Annotated in this window: 17 protein-coding genes; 12 read left to right on the forward strand and 5 right to left on the reverse strand. The window is 70.6% G+C overall.

Features of this window, described 5'->3' with window-relative positions; genetic code table 11:
- Positions 1-17: 17 nt before the first annotated feature.
- Entirely contained in the window at positions 18-578 is a 561-nt protein-coding gene (locus tag J4557_RS36720) for a MarR family winged helix-turn-helix transcriptional regulator (RefSeq protein WP_208271408.1), read from the reverse strand.
- A gap of 140 nt (positions 579-718) precedes the next feature.
- Between J4557_RS36720 and J4557_RS36725 the strand changes: the two genes are divergently transcribed.
- The 3 genes from J4557_RS36725 (at position 719) to J4557_RS36735 (ending at position 3406) form a co-directional block, all read left to right on the forward strand.
- The gene (locus J4557_RS36725; protein WP_208271409.1) at positions 719-1645 is read left to right on the forward strand and encodes an NADP-dependent oxidoreductase; all 927 of its coding nucleotides are present in this window, start codon (positions 719-721) and stop codon (positions 1643-1645) included.
- Positions 1646-1668: 23 nt separating this feature from the next.
- Positions 1669-2418, forward strand: a complete 750-nt coding sequence (locus tag J4557_RS36730) for an SDR family NAD(P)-dependent oxidoreductase (protein WP_208271410.1) — start codon at positions 1669-1671, stop codon at positions 2416-2418.
- A 181-nt stretch (positions 2419-2599) separates the two neighbouring features.
- On the forward strand, positions 2600-3406 hold the full coding sequence (locus J4557_RS36735; RefSeq protein WP_307800413.1) for an SAM-dependent methyltransferase: 807 nt from the start codon (positions 2600-2602) through the stop codon (positions 3404-3406).
- Between the two features lie 54 nt (positions 3407-3460).
- On the opposite strand, the gene J4557_RS51890 is transcribed toward J4557_RS36735, so the two are convergent.
- Positions 3461-3844: a DUF6624 domain-containing protein gene (locus J4557_RS51890; protein ID WP_307800420.1), complete on the reverse strand. Its 384-nt coding sequence runs from the start codon at positions 3842-3844 to the stop codon at positions 3461-3463.
- 203 nt (positions 3845-4047) lie between these two features.
- Here J4557_RS51890 and J4557_RS36745 point away from each other — a divergent pair, with 203 nt between their 5' ends.
- Positions 4048-5304 (forward strand): barstar family protein, encoded by a 1257-nt coding sequence (locus J4557_RS36745; protein WP_208271413.1) that lies wholly within the window; start codon positions 4048-4050, stop codon positions 5302-5304.
- A gap of 463 nt (positions 5305-5767) precedes the next feature.
- Here the strand turns inward: J4557_RS36745 and J4557_RS36750 are convergent, their stop codons facing one another.
- Positions 5768-6241, reverse strand: a complete 474-nt coding sequence (locus J4557_RS36750; protein WP_208271414.1) for a MarR family winged helix-turn-helix transcriptional regulator — start codon at positions 6239-6241, stop codon at positions 5768-5770.
- A gap of 291 nt (positions 6242-6532) precedes the next feature.
- Between J4557_RS36750 and J4557_RS36755 the strand changes: the two genes are divergently transcribed.
- The 3 genes from J4557_RS36755 to J4557_RS36765 all read left to right on the forward strand — a co-directional run bounded on the left by J4557_RS36755 (position 6533) and on the right by J4557_RS36765 (position 8162).
- Positions 6533-6982, forward strand: a complete 450-nt coding sequence (locus tag J4557_RS36755) for a nitroreductase/quinone reductase family protein (RefSeq protein ID WP_208271415.1) — start codon at positions 6533-6535, stop codon at positions 6980-6982.
- Positions 6983-7106: 124 nt separating this feature from the next.
- Positions 7107-7529 carry a hypothetical protein gene (locus J4557_RS36760; RefSeq protein WP_208271416.1) on the forward strand — a complete coding sequence of 141 codons (423 nt, stop codon included), beginning with the start codon at positions 7107-7109 and terminating at the stop codon, positions 7527-7529.
- 105 nt (positions 7530-7634) lie between these two features.
- A complete protein-coding gene (locus J4557_RS36765) occupies positions 7635-8162 on the forward strand; it encodes a GNAT family N-acetyltransferase (RefSeq protein WP_208271417.1) in 528 nt (175 codons plus the stop codon).
- Between the two features lie 332 nt (positions 8163-8494).
- Here J4557_RS36765 and J4557_RS36770 read toward each other — a convergent pair whose 3' ends face one another.
- The gene (locus J4557_RS36770) at positions 8495-8719 is read right to left on the reverse strand and encodes a hypothetical protein (protein ID WP_208271418.1); all 225 of its coding nucleotides are present in this window, start codon (positions 8717-8719) and stop codon (positions 8495-8497) included.
- A 408-nt stretch (positions 8720-9127) separates the two neighbouring features.
- On the opposite strand from J4557_RS36770, the gene J4557_RS36775 reads away from it, so the two are divergent.
- The 5 genes from J4557_RS36775 to J4557_RS36795 are packed head-to-tail and all read left to right on the forward strand — an operon-like array spanning position 9128 to position 13889.
- A complete protein-coding gene (locus tag J4557_RS36775) occupies positions 9128-9850 on the forward strand; it encodes an urease subunit gamma (RefSeq protein WP_208271419.1) in 723 nt (240 codons plus the stop codon).
- Entirely contained in the window at positions 9843-11651 is a 1809-nt protein-coding gene (locus J4557_RS36780; RefSeq protein WP_307800414.1) for an urease subunit alpha, read from the forward strand. The genes J4557_RS36775 and J4557_RS36780 overlap by 8 nt, the downstream gene beginning before the upstream one ends.
- 24 nt (positions 11652-11675) lie before the next feature.
- A complete protein-coding gene (locus J4557_RS36785) occupies positions 11676-12350 on the forward strand; it encodes an urease accessory protein UreF (RefSeq protein WP_243776931.1) in 675 nt (224 codons plus the stop codon).
- A 22-nt stretch (positions 12351-12372) separates the two neighbouring features.
- Entirely contained in the window at positions 12373-13062 is a 690-nt protein-coding gene (gene ureG, locus J4557_RS36790) for an urease accessory protein UreG (protein WP_208271420.1), read from the forward strand.
- A complete protein-coding gene (locus J4557_RS36795; RefSeq protein ID WP_344408524.1) occupies positions 13059-13889 on the forward strand; it encodes an urease accessory protein UreD in 831 nt (276 codons plus the stop codon). The genes ureG and J4557_RS36795 overlap by 4 nt, the downstream gene beginning before the upstream one ends.
- Before the next feature lie 447 nt (positions 13890-14336).
- Here J4557_RS36795 and J4557_RS36800 read toward each other — a convergent pair whose 3' ends face one another.
- On the reverse strand, positions 14337-15233 hold the full coding sequence (locus J4557_RS36800) for a LysR family transcriptional regulator (protein ID WP_243776932.1): 897 nt from the start codon (positions 15231-15233) through the stop codon (positions 14337-14339).
- Positions 15234-15301: the final 68 nt, after the last annotated feature.

Below are 15301 nucleotides of genomic sequence, written 5' to 3' on the forward strand. Positions count from 1 at the left end.
CGGGCAGGGGAGAGGGGTCAGTCCTCGGCGGTGCTGGTCCAGCGCGCCTGGCGGCCGGAGGGGCGCGGGAGCGTGCCCTCGGCGAGGATCTGCTCGTGGATCTGGTCGAGGGCGGTGTGTAGCGGCGCCAGCAGGTCGGGGTCGAGCCCGTCGAAGAACATCCTCTTCACCAGGGCGGCATGCCCGGGGGTGGCCCGGCGCAGCGCCGCCGCGCCCAGCGAGGTCAGCGCGGCGTCGGTCGCCCGGGCGTCGTCCCTCGACCGGCGGCGTTCGACCAGCCCGCGTGCCTCCATGCGCAGCACCTGGTGGGAGACCCGGCTGCGCTCCCAGCCGATCCGGACCGCCAGGTCGCTGAGCTGCAGCCGCCGGCCCGGGGAGTCGGCCAGTGCGTTGAGGACGTGGAAGTCCTGGTGGGAGAGGTCGCCGTCGACCTGCAGTTCGCGGTTGATCTCGTAGTTGAGCCGCAGCGCCACCCGCATGTAGGCGAACCAGGTCGCTTCCTGCTCGGCGGTCAGCCCGCCGGCCTCGCGGGGTGCCGTCTCGTCCGCGCGGGCCCGCCGGTCCTCCGCCTTCGCCATGCGGCCTGCCCCCTCTGCGAGATCACCGGCGACGTGCTCAGGCTAGCCAACCAGGTGCGCGGAGGCGGGCCGGGACTATTTACGTGACACATCACGTTAGGGAAAGCGTGACACATCATGTAACTGAGAGAGGGCGGCAGATGGAGACGGTCAAGACGAAGGCGGTCGTGCTCCGTGACTACGGAGCCCCGGAGGCGCTGGTCCCGGGGGAAGTCGAGGTCGGGTCACCGGGGCCGGGGCAGATTCGGGTGAACGTCGCGTTCGCCGGGGTGGGCCCGACCGATCTGGCGATCCGGTCGGGTCGGCTGAAGGGCGCGTTCGGCGCGCGTCCGGGGTCGGTCCTCGGTTTCGAGGCGGCCGGCACGGTCGACGCGGTCGGCCCGTCGGTGGACGACGTGCGGGTGGGCGACCCGGTCGCGGTCTTCTTGCCCGGGCTCGGCGGCTACGCCGTGCAGGTCCTGGCCCGTTACTGGGTGCGAGTGCCGGAGCGGGTCGGTATGCAGGACGCCGCGGCGCTACCGGCCTCGGGGGAGGCGGCGGCGCGCGTGGTCGACGAGGTCGGCGTCGCCTCCGGCGAGACGGTGCTGGTCGCCGGGGCGGCGGGGTCGGTCGGGCTGATCGCCGCCCGGCTCGCGGTCGCCCGCGGTGCGCGGGTGCTGGCCGCGGTCCGCCCCGATGACTTCGCCCTCCTGGAGAAGGCGGGCGCCACCCCGGTCGCCTACGGTCCCGCACTGGCGGCGAACGTCCGGGCGGCCGCGGGGCCGGTGGACGCGGTCATCGACGCGTCCGGCGCCGGCGTGCTCGGTGCCGCGGTCGAGCTGGCCGGCGGACCCGACCGGGTGGTCACCCTGTCCGACCCGCACGCCGCCGACTTCGGCGTCCGGCTGTCCGGACCGGACGGCCCCCGCATCGGCCGGCGGCTGCGCGACGTCATGGCGGCGCTGGCCGCGGGAGGGCTCACGCTGCGGTCCCAGACCGTCGCGCCGCTGGCCGACGCCGCACGGATCCACCGAGAGCTGGAGACCGGCGGGCTGCGGACCAAGGTCCTGCTGTCCGCGCGGTCCTGAGACATTCGATAGGAGCATCAATCATGGGTCAGCTGGACAACAAGGTCGCCCTGGTCACCGGTGGCACGTCGGGAATCGGCCGGGCGACGGCGCGGCGGTTCGCCGACGAGGGCGCGTTCGTCTTCGTCACCGGACGCCGCCAGGCCGAACTCGATGCGACGGTCGAGACGCTGGGCGCCAACGGCCGGGGCGTGCGCGGGGACGTGTCCCGCGCCGACGACCTCGAGGAGATCTTCGCGCAGATCGGCCGGCACGGGCGCGGTCTCGACGTGCTGTTCGCCAACGCCGGGGGCGGATCGTTCGCGCCGCTGCCCGACGTCACCCCCGAGCACTTCGACGAGACCTTCTCGATCAACGTGCGCGGCACGCTGTTCACCGTGCAGAAGTCGCTTCCGCTGCTCAACCCGGGAGCGTCGGTCATCCTGGCCGGCTCGACCGCGGCCACCAGCGGCACGGCGGCGTTCGGCGTCTACGCCGCGAGCAAGGCCGCGATCCGGTCGTTCGCCCGTACGTGGGCCGTGGAACTGGCCGACCGGGGCGTCCGGGTGAACACGATCGTGCCGGGCCCGATCGAGACCGAGGGGCTGCGCGGCCTGGCCCCCGACGAGGCCGCGGCCGATGACCTCGTCCGCCAGTTGGGCGATGCCCTGCCGCTCGGCCGCCCGGGACGGCCGGAGGAAGTCGCCAACGCGGTGCTGTTCCTCGCCTCCGACCAGAGCAGCTTCGTCACCGGCAGCGAACTGTTCGCCGACGGCGGCGACGAGCAGCAGTAGATCCCTGCTGGAAGCCGCCGAGGACCTCACGGCCGAGGGCGGTCCGGGGCCACCCCGCGTAGGCGCGGGGTGGCCCCGGACCGCCTCGGATGGCATTGCCGCCTTCTCGGCGGAGTTGGCCCCCCGCCGCGGCATGGCTAAGCTACACGGACAATAGTTTGATCTTGAGCGGAGGCCATTCGTGCCCGAGGACGGTCCATCGCCGGAAATCGACACCACTCGGCCGAGCGTCGCCCGCATGTACGACTACTACCTGCACGGCAAGGACAACTTCCAGGTCGACCGGGACGCCGCGGACCGGGTCGCGCAGGCCATGCCGGAAATCGGCGAGCTGGCCCTGGAGAACCGCTCCTTCCTTCGCCGTTCCGTGCGGTACATGGTGCGCCGGGGAATCCGCCAGTTCCTCGACATCGGCTCCGGGCTGCCGACCGTCGGCAACACCCACGAGGTGGCGCAGGAGATCGTCCCGGACGCCCGCGTCGTCTACGTCGACAGCGATCCGATCGTGCTGGTGCACGGGCGCGCACTGCTCGCGACCAACGAGTTCACCACCGTCGCGCAGGCCGACATGCGCAGCCCCGCCGACGTCCTCCAGCACGCCGCGACGACCGGTCTGATCGACTTCTCCGCTCCGGTCGGCGTTCTGATGATCGCCATGACCCACTTCCTCACCCTGCAGGAGCGCGAGGGCGTCATGGGGCCGCTGCACGAGGCCCTGGCGCCGGGCAGCCATCTCGCCGCGACGCACGTGACGACGGAAGGGCACGCCCCGGCGGCCGTCGAGCAGATCGAGGCGGCCTATGCGGCCACCCCGACACCCATCTTCTTTCGCGGCAAGGCGGACATCGGACTGTTCTTCGACGGTTTCGAACTCGTCGATCCGGGCCTGGTCACCATCGACACCTGGAACCCCGAAGACGACGAAACAGACAAACCGGCCAAGGATGTCGGTAAATGGCTCTATGGCGGCATCGGCCGCAAGAGCTGACTCCACGCCGCGTCGAAGCCGTCGCCCCGACGCGATCGGCGCTGTAAAGGGCGTTCACGGCTCTTCGTCGAAGCGGCGGCGCATTTCCGCCTCGTCCTCGGCCACGGGCGGCAGGCCGACCTGGGCACGGCGGTCGTGCAGGCCGTCCGGATCCTCGATCGGCCGCGAGCCGAACCCTGACGAGGTCATGCCGTACCGGGTGCCGTACCGCTGGGCCCGGCCGGCATTGACCCGAACGCGGTCCTCCAAGTAGGCGAGGTCCGTGGGGGTCGGCGTCGCCGCGCTCCACCGCCTCCCGCATGGCCCGCAGGAAACGGCGCTGCGCCAGTCGGCGTGCTGGGCGAGCAGCCAGGCGGCGTGGGCCGCGTCCCTCCCGACCAGCGCGGTTACGGGCCACTCCCGCCGCCGGACGACGCGGTCGAGCCGCCGTCGACCCAGGCGAAGCGCAGGGCCTTAAGGGGGGAGAGGAAGGTCCGCAGGGTCGATGCGCGGAGCCTCTGGTCCCGCGCGGCCCGGCGCAGCAGAGCGGCCTGGAGTCTCCGATCCCCGACCCCACCATCCCTCTCCAGACGCACACCTTGCCCTGCCGCGCGGGGTGCGCCCAACACTCAGCGGTTCCTGGTCACCGGTACGGTCGGGGCATGACCGACCGCCTGGGCCGAGCCGGCGATCCATGGCAGCGGCGGTGGACATGGGACCGGCGCTTCCCGCCGCGCTGGCTGCTCGTCGGACACACCGGCACACCGCAATTCCCCGTAGATGACGCCCTGGCATTGTGCGCCGACATCGACGGGTTGTTCGTCGATCTGCCGCCCCGGCCGCGGGAACGCTTCACCCTGCTGGACTGCGTGCCGGACGGCGCGCTCGCCTCCCTGGTGTCCGACACCGCAGGGCCGGAACGGGCGCCGCTGGGCGATCTCTGGCTGTCGGCCAGGCCCGATGACGCTGCGGCACGGCGCGGCTGGATCGGCGAGCGGTTGCTGGACGTGACCGTCCTCGGCCACCGGCCGTCGCGGACCTCCCCGCACCACCTCGACATCGACCTGGAGGGCCTGGTCGATGTGCACGACCGTACCGACGGAGTCGCCCGTCCCGACGACGTCACCGGATTCGTGCTGAGCGGTGAGGACGACGCGCCGTGCGGTGTCTGCGCCGACATCACCGGCCTGTTCCGTGACCCCGCCGGGCCGCCGGTACCGCGCATCACCCTGGTCGGCTGCCGGCCCGAGCCGCCGCTGCTGACCGCGATCGCCGCAGCGCACCAGACGACGAAGGCCGGCCTGCGCCGCCGCCGAGTGTCGGCGGACGTAGGAGCCGTCGCCGCCGACGGTTCGGCGGTACGTCTGATCGGCGGCACCGTGTCCGGCACGGTCCTGTCGAGCGTCCCGTCCGCGCTCGACCCCGGCGTCCTCGACGTCACCATCGCCTGCGACGCACGTGAGCCCCACCTGGCCGCGACCCGCGGGATTCTGGACCTGTGGCTCACCGGCCGGCCCACCGAGCGCAACCTGTGGGCCCGCCATGACCGGACGCTGCGGCACGAGTGGGCGGGCGTCGCACTGGCTCATCACCGCTGGGACGTCCCCGACCAGCGGGCAGGAACCGCCTTTCACCTCGACGGCCGCTTCGTCACCGACATCGAGGGCTTCTACTGCGCCATCGGTGAGGCGATCAACGGCCCAGGCGGCTACTTCGGCTGGAACCTGGACGCCCTCGACGACTGCGTGAGCGGGAGGTGGGGTGCCGCGACTCCGTTCCGACTGGTCTGGCACCACTCGGCGGTGGCCCGCCGGCACCTCGTCGCCGGCTACGACCGCCACCGGCATGCGCCGGCGGTGACCCTCGACATCCTGCTGGAAATACTCACCGCACACGGCATCGAAGTCGAACTACGCTGAAAGCCTCCCCCGGCTCCAGCCCGACGGTGTCGATATAGGGTCAACGCCTTGAGCACCCTGATCGTCGAGGGAGGAAGACACGAGGTGTTCGCCCTGCACGTTCTCCTCCTGCTCCCTGCGCCCTCACTCTCACGGCCTTTGCCGCACTTGTGTCCTTCGTGCGCTCCGCTGTCTCCATGACACTGAGACCGGGGATGCAGTGCCCGCTTGCCCGCCCGAGGTGGTGACCCGCGTCATCGAGCTGCGCCAGAGGGGACCCAGCCTGGCCGCGATCAGCAACACTCTGAACGCCGAAGGGGTGCCGACCCGACCGGACGGCCACGCTCTGCTCCCCTCACGCCCGCGCACGATCCGGCAGAGCCGAGTCGCCGCCGTCATTTCAACGGCATGCCCACAACGCAACCACTGGATCCTGCGCTATTTCCCACGCGAATATCCAAGCGATTCTGAGCGGTACGGCATCTCAGCCGGATTCGGTATCTGTGCTCGCCGGGGGGCCGGCCAGGACGCGTGCCAGCAGGTCACGGAGGTGCTGCCGGTCGGAGCCGGGTAGTTCGAAGAAGGTATGGGCCAGCGCGTTGGCGCTAGAGCGCAACTGTCGGCGTTTGTGCTCGCCGGCTTCGGTGAGCACCACGTGCTTGACGCGGCGGTCGCCCGGGGCGGGTTGGCGGGTCACCAGCCCCCGGCGTTCCAGGCCGTCGACGATGCCGGTGACGTTCGACGGCTCGCACGACAGCCAGTCGGCCAGCTGACGCATCGGGGCGGGGCCGGACAGGTTGGTCAGGACGAGCGCCTGGGCCGGGGGAAGGCCGAGCTCCGCTGCGGCGGCGTTGAACTGCGCGCGCAGCCGCCCGGTGACCTCGAAGACCAGGCCGCTCAGCTCGGCTACAACCGCGTCCGCGTCGGTATCGGCATCGGAGTCGGCATGGGGGCTCATGCGGCCAGCATAGTCGCTGCTTAAGCCACTGAACTGTTCAGCTCATGAAGTAAGTGCTACGCTCGGCGGCGCGGAACTTCAGAAACTGAACTATGAAGCAGCTAAAGGAGATGTGGCGATGACGCGAGTGAGCACGGGCGGGTGCGCCGGCCTCGGGAGTCCACGACGCGCGCGGGCCTCCGGCGAGAGCGAAGCGGTGCCCGCCCACACCCACGTGGCCGTCGGAGCCGTTCTGACTTGCGCCTTCTGGCGAACGGCCACCGCTCACCGCGCCGGCGCAAGGAGCGGGCGATGACACCGCCCGAGGACGAGATCCTCGACAGCCCCACGCCGTGGGTCGCCGACCACATTCGCGCCTACCTCGAAACCGACGGCGCTCAAGGCCACCTCTTCAGGGGCTGGCCGGCGCTGCTGCTCACCACGCGAGGACGTAGGTCCGGCAGACTGCGCCGCACCGCGCTCATCTACGGCCGAGACCAGGACCGCTACCTGCTGGTCGCCTCGAACGGCGGCGCGGACCGCCACCCGGCCTGGTATCTCAACCTCACCGACACCCCCACGGTGTCGGCGCAGGTCGGACCGGAGCGCTTCACCGCCACCGCCCACACCGCCACCGCCGAGGAAAGGCCACCGCTGTGGCGGATCGTGACCGAGGTGTTCCCCCAATACGCCAAGTACCAAGAGGAATCGGCACGCGAACTGCCCCTGGTAGTCCTCACCCCACACGTTCCGGCCAGGTAGCCGGACGGGATCGAACCAGCCGCAGCATTCCCCGGGAAACGCTCACCGTCCCCGCTGACCTGGCCCTTCCTTGGCTCCCCGCCGCTCCCGCACCAAACCCAGACGGAAACGGATGGACGAACCCATGAAGACACGACCCGCCCTGAACGACACCGAACAGCCCGTGAGTGCGCTGACAGTGGCGGCCGACTTCGCCGCCATATTGCAGCGGGCCGGCGAGACCCGCGACGCCGACCTCTACGACTCCGCGTTCGCGGCGGACGTGCTGTGGGGCAGCCCCTACGGAGCGACCGTGGCCGGATACGCCGAACTGAACGCCATCCACCGACGGCTCATGACTGCCAATGCCGCACCACCGTCACGGTTCGAGGTGGTCACCGCACTGGCCCCCGCTCCCGGTGTGGTGGTGACCCATATCCGCCGGCAGGCAGCCGACACCGGCGGATTCTCTGAGATGGCACTGTACGTCCTGGTCGAACGCGCCGGGCGATGGTGGCTCGCCGCGGCACAGAACACCCCCATCGGCGAACCACCGCTACGGGACTAGGACAAGACAGACCACCGGCTCCCGACGACCGCCGTCCACGATGAGGCAGCGTGACGTCACGGAAATCCGTTGGTGCGGCGCGGCTCTGGCGTCAAGAATCACCGGATGCATGAGGTGAAGCTGTCCGACGGGATCATCACTCTGTCCCCCCTGCGCCTGGACGATGTGGAGGCGCACCTCGCGGGGGAGGACGAGTTGCTCATTCGCTGGCTCAGCGGCGGGCCCGGCACGCGGGAGGGCGTCGAAGCGTACGTCCGGCACTGCCGGGAGCAGTGGGACACCGCTGGGCCGCTCCGCGCGTTCGGCATCCGGTTGTGCGCCGACGAGGTGCTCGCGGGCACGATCGACCTGCGGTTCGCAGGAGACGGTCTGGCGCCCGGGCAGGTGAACGTCGCCTACGGCCTCTATTCGTCCTGGCGGGGACGTGGCCTGGCTACCCGCGCGGTCCTGTTGGCGTCCCAGTACGCGGCGAGTGAGGGCGGGGTGGAAGCGGTAATCAAGGTGGAGCCGGAGAATTCCGCGTCTGCCGCAGTCGCGCGGAGGGCAGGGTTCACCCCCGGCAAGCCGACGCACGGCAAAGACGGCACACGCTTCGACTGCTACGTAAGGGACCTGCACGCCGCTGCCCAGTGACGACCGACAGTAGCGGGCCAGCCCGGATGGCCGGAGCGCCAGCGGTGAGGGCCACCAGAGCGAGCGCGGCGATGCGCTGGCCGTCGGTCTGGGCGTAGCCGACCACCGCCGACAGCACTGCCACCCAGACCACACACGCGCCGCGCTCGCGGGCCCATGGTCCGGCACGGCCAACTCCCCCCGCAGGCGGTTGGGCAAGTGCCGGATCGGTGCTTGTTGGTCGCGACCGGTAAACGTCCTCCCGGTGACCGCATGTATGACCCTCTCGATCTCACCCACCGGTTCTCTAGTGAGTTCCGAGAGGTCCTCGGAGGTCACGCCGCCGCCGGCGGTCACCACCAGTCCCAGGAGCGTTCTGCCCAGACCCCGTGGTCCAGCAGTCCCAGCAACTCGCGCCGGGCATCGCCCCGCATCACGACCGCGTGTCCGGACTGCGTTAACGGACGCGCCGCGGCGTGCGTGGCGGTGCGGTTGCTCGCCGGAGTGCGGATGCCGAGGATGAACGCGGTGACGGAGTGGCGGGCGCAGACCCACCGCTGCGAGCTCGCAGACCGCATGCTGATCTGGGGCCGGCGGCACCTGCTCAGTCCTCAGCGAGTTCGAGGCGTTCTGCAACGCACGCTGGCTCAACCGAGGCATCGCTGGGTGGCATCCCCGATGAGCGCCAAAGGCCATATGACCTGGGCAGACGTTCTTCGGGACGGGGTACGGCCTTGCTTTCGGGTGATCGAGGAGAACCGCCGGCCGCCTTCGGAGCCGGCCAAAGGGTAGGGAACCGGAACCTCGGTGGAACAGACACCTCGCCGGCGCAGGCCCGAAGCGAACGTTGTCTCTCGGAAGGGTGAGTTCAGAGTGGCCGAGTAAACCCTTACAGGTTCAGTCACTCTCAGTAACACTTCAATTTCGAAGAGCGTTGCAGCTGGCGGCGCAACACCGAGGGCACCGGTCATCTTCTTGCCCTCTCTGTGCTGTGCCGTTCCCGCGGCCGGGCCGCGGGAAGTTCGGCCGAGCCTGAGGAGGAAGAAGTGCATCTGACCCATCATGAGCAGGAACGCTTGATGATCCATGTGGCCGCCGATGTCGCGGCCAAGCGCCGGGCCCGGGGGCTCCGGCTGAACCACCCCGAAGTGGTGGCGCTGCTGACCGCTCACGTGCTCGAAGGCGCCAGGGACGGCAGGACCGTCCGCGAACTGATGGCCTCGGGGCGCGGTGTGCTCACCCGCCGAGAGGTGATGCAGGGCGTCCCCGAGATGCTCGAGACGATCCAGGTGGAGGCGACCTTCCCGGACGGCACCAAGCTGGTGACCATCACCGACCCCATCCCCGCGCGGCCCGACGTCACGGCTCCCGGGCAGGTCGAGCACCCCGGCACCACCGAGCCGGTGGAGGTCAACGAAGGGCTGCCGGTGACACGGGTCGAGGTGCGCAACATCGGGGACCGCGCGGTTCAGGTCGGCTCCCACTACCACTTCTACGAGGTGAACCGGGCGCTGGAGATCCGGCCGGTGCCGGCGTCGGACGCGGAGCCCGACCGGGAGTGCGCATACGGCAAACGCCTGAACATACCCGCGGGCAAGTCGCGGCGCTTCGAGACCGCCTGCCGCGTCGAGGTCGATCTGGTTCCTCTGCAGGGGGAGCGGAAGGTCATGGGGCTGCGCGGGATGGTCGGAGGCGAGCTGCGTGACTGAGCCCGAGGTGTGCCGCCCCCGGCTCGAGCGCGCGGAGTACGCCGACCTGTACGGACCGACCGCAGGTGACCGGATCCGGCTCGCCGACACCGACCTGTGGATCGAGATCACCGAGGACTGGGCGGGCGGCCCGGGCCACAGCGGTGACGAGATGGTGTTCGGCGGCGGCAAGGTGATCCGCGAGTCGATGGGCCAGTCCTGCGTGCCGCGCGCCGAGAACGCTCCGGACACGGTCATCACCGGGGTGGTGATCCTGGACCACTGGGGCGTCGTCAAGGCGGACGTCGCGCTACGGGACGGTGACATCGTCGCCATGGGCAGGGCCTACAACCCGGAGACCATGAACCGGCGTCACGTCGATCACGCGGTCGCCACCGACATCGTGATCGGCCCGGAGACCGAGGTCGTCGCCGGCAACGGCAAGATCCTCACCGCGGGCGGGGTGGACACCCACGTCCATTTCATCTGTCCCGAGCAGATCGACGAGGCACTCGGCTCGGGTGTGACGACGCTCATCGGCGGCGGTACGGGTCCCGCCGAGGGCAGTAAGGCCACCACCGTCACATCGGGTTCCTGGCACATCGCCTCGCTGCTGGAGGCGCTGGACGGCTCCGCCGTCAACATCGGGCTGCTCGGCCAGGGCGCCACGATGTCCCGGGAGTCCATGGAGCACCAGCTCTGCGCGGGCGTCATCGGGTTCAAGGTCCACGAGGACTGGGGCGCCACCCCCGCCGTCATCGACGCCTGTCTGCGGGTGTGCGAGGAGTCCGGCGCGCAACTGGCCATCCACGCCGACACCCTCAACGAGGCCGGTTTCCTGGAGAGCACCCTGAAGGCCATCGGCGATCGCTGCATCCACGCCTTCCACGTGGAGGGAGCGGGCGGCGGCCACGCCCCGGACATGATCGAGATGGCGTCCCGGCCCAACGTGCTGCCCGCGTCCACCAATCCCACCCGGCCGCTGACGGTCAACACCATCACCGAGCACATGGACATGGTGATGGTCTGCCATCACCTCAACCCGAAGGTCACAGAGGACCTGGCCTTCGCCGAATCGCGGATCCGGCCGTCCACGATGGCGGCCGAGGACGTCCTGCACGACATGGGCGCCATTTCCATCATGTCCTCCGACGCCCAGGCGATGGGGCGCATCGGCGAGATGATCCTGCGGACCTGGCAGACCGCGCACGTGATGAAACGGCAGCGCGGCTCGCTGGACGGCGACGGGCCCGCGGACAACCAGCGGGCGCGCCGGTATGTCGCCAAATACACCATCAATCCCGCCATCGCCCAGGGCATCGCCCACAAGGTCGGGTCGGTGGAGACCGGCAAGCTCGCCGACTTGGTCCTGTGGGAGCCAGCGTTCTTCGGCGTCAAGCCGTACCTGGTCGTCAAGGGCGGGCAGATCGCCTATGCGCAGGTCGGCGACGCCAATGCCGCCATTCCGACTCCGCAGCCGATCCTTCCCCGCCGCATGTTCGGCGCGCTCGGGCACGCCCCGGGCGGGAACTCGGTCAACTTCGTCTCCGAACGGTTCGCCGGAGGCATGTCCGGGCTCCGGAAGCCCTTCGAGACGATCACGAGTACCCGGGGCCTGACCAAGGCCGACATGCGCGAGAACGACGCCCTCCCGCGCATCGAGGTCGACGCCGACAGCTTCACCGTGGTCATCGAGGGCAGCGGGGGGACCGATGAGCAGGACGACCGGAAGGGAGACGTCAACGTGGAGGTCGGCGAGGACGCCGTCACGCCGGACTACCGCACCGTCCTGCCCATGGCGCAGCGGTACTTCCTGTTCTGACCGGCCCCTACCCCTGGAGCCCTGATGAGTCCGGTGTCACTGCTGATCCTCGCCGACGGCCGTTTCCCCTCCGGAGGGCACGCGCACTCCGGAGGGGCGGAGGCCGCCATCGCGGCGGGACGCGTCCGCGACGCCGCGACCCTGGAGGACTTCTGCCGTGGCCGGCTGGCCACCACCGGCCTGGTCGCGGCCTCCCTGGCAGCCGCGGCGGCGAGCGGGTACGACCCGCTGATCCTGGACGACGCCGCCGACGCGCGCACGCCCGCCCCGGCGCTGCGCCGGGCAGCGCGCAGGCTCGGCCGGCAGCTGATGCGCGCTGTCCGCGCCACCTGGCCCAGCTCCGAGCTCGATCACCTGGCGGCGGCACGCCCGGCGGGTGCTCACCAGCCTGTCGTGCTCGGCCTCGCCGCACGCACAGCCGGATTGGTGCCGCAGAGCGCCGCCCAGGCCGCCGCCTACGACAGTGTTTGCGGCCCGGTGACCGCCGCGATACGGCTGCTCGGCCTCGACCCCTTCGAGGCCGCCGCCGTCACCGCCCGCCTCAGCAGGGACATGGAACACCTCGCCGCCGAGGCCGCCGGCCATGCCGCACGGCTACTGGTGGACGGGGTGGACGCACTGCCCGCCGCGTCCGCGCCACTGCTGGACATCACCGCCGAAGAGCACGCGGCCTGGCCGGTACGCCTGTTCGCCAGCTGACCATCGACCCCCGGAAGGCGCCATGCACCTGCACCACACCGACCCGGTCATCAGCGACATCATCCCTCCCGCCGCGTCCCGCTCCGACGGCCGTCCACGCCCCCTGCGCATCGGCCTGGGCGGTCCGGTGGGCTCCGGCAAGACCGCCACCGTCGCCGCCCTGTGCAGGCGACTGCGCGACACCCTGTCCATCGCGGTGGTGACCAACGACATCTACACCCGCGAAGACGCCGAAGCCCTGCTGCGCCAGGCAGTGCTGCCCCCCGAACGGATCACGGCCGTGGAGACCGGCGCCTGCCCGCACACCGCCATCCGCGACGACATCTCCGCCAACCTCGAAGCCGTCGAAGACCTGCAGGAACGAATCGGCTCCCTCGACCTCATCCTGATCGAATCCGGCGGCGACAACCTCACCGCCACCTTCTCCAAGGGCCTGGTCGACCACCAGATCTTCCTCATCGACGTCGCGGGCGGCGACGACATCCCCCGCAAGGGCGGCCCCGGCGTCACCACCGCCGACCTCCTCGTCATCAACAAGACCGACCTCGCTCCACATGTCGGCGCCGATCTCGACGCCATGGAACGCGACGCCGAGTCCGCCCGCGGCTCCCTGCCCGTCGTCCTCACCAGCGTCAGAGCCGACCACGGCATCGACCCCATCGCGGACTGGGTCTGCCGCCGCCTCGCCGAGCAGGCCACGGCCCGAGCATGACCGCGGCGCCGCCCCTGCACCGCGCGCCCCACGCTGTCGGTGGCGCGCGCACTCCCTTCAGGTTGCACGCCACCGCCCGCATCAGAGCCGAGGCCACGGACGGAGTCACCGATCTGCCACTGCTCCACGGCGACGGCCCATTCGTGCTCCGCCGGCTCCGCCCGCGCGGTTCCCAGGCGCGTATCTGCACCCTGAACACCATGAGCGCCCCGCACAACGGCGACCGCCTGCGCATCGAGGCCGTCGTCGGGCCGGGCGCCGACCTGCACGTCATCTCCGCCGCCGCCACGGTCGCACTGCCCGGGTCCGCGCCCGAACACGCCACCCACGACGTGACCCTGCGTGTGGCGGACTCCGCACGACTGCACTGGCTGCCCGAGCCCGTCATCTCCGCCGCCGGAAGCGACCTGCGCCAGCGCATCCGCATCGACCTCGCCGGCACCGCCCGGCTCGTCCTGAGCGAGCAGCAGATCCTCGGCCGCGCACACGAGCCGACAGGACGGTTGGCCAGCCGCATCACCGTCCGCCTCGGTGAACGGACCCTGCTGGACCAGCACAGCACTTACGGCCCCGGCGTCCCCGGCTGGGACGGCCCGGCCGTCCTGGCCGGCAACCGTGCCGTCGGCCAACTCCTCATCGTCGACCCTTCATACCGGGACCATCCGCCCGACACGCGAATCCTCGACGACGTCCCAGCGCCCGTCCGCGGCGTCATCACCCCGCTCGCCGGCCCGGGCGTCCTCCTCACCGCCGTGGCCCCGGACGCCGGGGACCTCCGCCGCTGTCTCGACGCCGCACTCCATCACCTCGGCTCCCGCACCCACTGAACCGCCGAGCACGCGCCGAAGCGAACACTCGTCAATCGGGGCCGTTAGTCGCAAATACCAATTTCGGTCGTCGGGGAATGGAGAAATTAGGGATCGCCGTTCCAAGTAGCTGCGCAGACCATCCTGGCGCCATGCGGGGATGCGATCACCGAGCCATAATTCCCCTCCAGCTCCTAGAACGGAGCAACCGACGGACCAGCTGTCCGCGTTGGGCCTGGTGCTCAACCGCCTCTCACCTACCCGGCTTCCGCGGCAGCCGCAGGACTGCCGGGATCGGCCGCTGCACTGCTGATCCTGCTACCCACCGGCGCGGCGGGCGTGGCGATGTCCGCTGCCGTGTGCGTGTTCGGCACTGGGCAGGTCGTCCTCAAGGCCGCGATTCCGCATCTCGCCTCCCGGTCGCCATCGCGGGTCGGGTTGGGTGCTGCCGTTGTTCGGCAGGGCGGTTCAGGGGGGCGGCTGCCGGACCGTCTCGACAAAGGCGCGTACCCGTGCCGTGCCGCCGTTGCGGGGCCAGATCAAGCCGTATTCGATGGGCGGCGCGTCGCTGACCGGGACGAAGACGATTCCGGGACGCCCATGGTAGCTCGCGGCGCGCAGCGCGACCGGCGACACTCCATGCCCGGTGGCCACGAGCGAGAGCACCTCGGCCCAGTAATCGGCGGTGGCGGCGCACTCGATGGGCCGTCCTTGCGGCGTGCGGCGCGGGTAGTGGTGATCGAGCCAGTACGGCGGAATGGCGCCCGAGATGGTGACGAGCGGTGCCTTGGCGAGGTCTTCGAGGCCGACCGTCCGGCGGCGGGCGAACGGGTGCCGGGCCGGGACCATGAGCCCGCGCGGCTCGGAGAAGATCACCGGACCGGTCGTCAGGTCGGGTTCGGTGATGGGGAGCTCGGTGAGCTGCAGGTCCAGATCGCCCGCCCGCAGCGGCCCCAACGGGTCGGTGAGCTGCACTTCCTGGACGCGCACTACGCAGTCGGGGTACCGGCCGGTGAACACCTCGGCCGTCTGCAGGAGCAGGTCGCTCACCCATTGCGAGGAGAAGCCGACCCGCAGCGTCCCGGTGATGCCTTTGCCGACCGCCTTGGCCCGCGCCACCGCGTCCTGGATCTGCTGGTACGCCGGCGTCAGGTCGTCCCGCAGCCGCTCACCCGCCGGCGTCAGCGCTACATGGCGGCTGGTGCGCTCGAACAGCACGACGCCCAGGCGGCGCTCCAGCTTCTTGATGGTCTGGCTGACCCGGCCTGTGCCAGCCCGAGCCGCTCGGCGGTACGCCGGAAATGCTGCTCCTCGGCCAGCGTCAGGAACGTCTCGATCTCGTAGCGCTCCATCGGCGTCCTGCATCGGTGAATCTGACGCACCGATCGTAGAACAAGGCGTCACTGTTCCGGATATGCCGCTCAGCGGAAGGT

The organism is Actinomadura nitritigenes, from assembly GCF_017573545.1.
Lineage (GTDB): Bacteria > Actinomycetota > Actinomycetes > Streptosporangiales > Streptosporangiaceae > Spirillospora > Spirillospora nitritigenes.

Coding starts and splice junctions, on each gene's coding strand:
- J4557_RS36760 (WP_208271416.1), top strand. CDS start 7,107: ATGAAGACACGACCCGCCCTGAACGACACCGAACAGCCCGTGAGTGCG.
- J4557_RS36725 (WP_208271409.1), top strand. CDS start 719: ATGGAGACGGTCAAGACGAAGGCGGTCGTGCTCCGTGACTACGGAGCC.
- J4557_RS36750 (WP_208271414.1), bottom strand. CDS start 6,241: ATGAGCCCCCATGCCGACTCCGATGCCGATACCGACGCGGACGCGGTT.
- J4557_RS36755 (WP_208271415.1), top strand. CDS start 6,533: ATGACACCGCCCGAGGACGAGATCCTCGACAGCCCCACGCCGTGGGTC.
- J4557_RS36730 (WP_208271410.1), top strand. CDS start 1,669: ATGGGTCAGCTGGACAACAAGGTCGCCCTGGTCACCGGTGGCACGTCG.
- J4557_RS36745 (WP_208271413.1), top strand. CDS start 4,048: ATGACCGACCGCCTGGGCCGAGCCGGCGATCCATGGCAGCGGCGGTGG.
- J4557_RS36785 (WP_243776931.1), top strand. CDS start 11,676: ATGAGTCCGGTGTCACTGCTGATCCTCGCCGACGGCCGTTTCCCCTCC.
- J4557_RS36720 (WP_208271408.1), bottom strand. CDS start 578: ATGGCGAAGGCGGAGGACCGGCGGGCCCGCGCGGACGAGACGGCACCC.
- J4557_RS36795 (WP_344408524.1), top strand. CDS start 13,059: ATGACCGCGGCGCCGCCCCTGCACCGCGCGCCCCACGCTGTCGGTGGC.
- ureG (WP_208271420.1), top strand. CDS start 12,373: ATGCACCTGCACCACACCGACCCGGTCATCAGCGACATCATCCCTCCC.
- J4557_RS36770 (WP_208271418.1), bottom strand. CDS start 8,719: ATGCGGTCTGCGAGCTCGCAGCGGTGGGTCTGCGCCCGCCACTCCGTC.
- J4557_RS36800 (WP_243776932.1), bottom strand. CDS start 15,233: ATGCAGGACGCCGATGGAGCGCTACGAGATCGAGACGTTCCTGACGCT.
- J4557_RS36765 (WP_208271417.1), top strand. CDS start 7,635: ATGCATGAGGTGAAGCTGTCCGACGGGATCATCACTCTGTCCCCCCTG.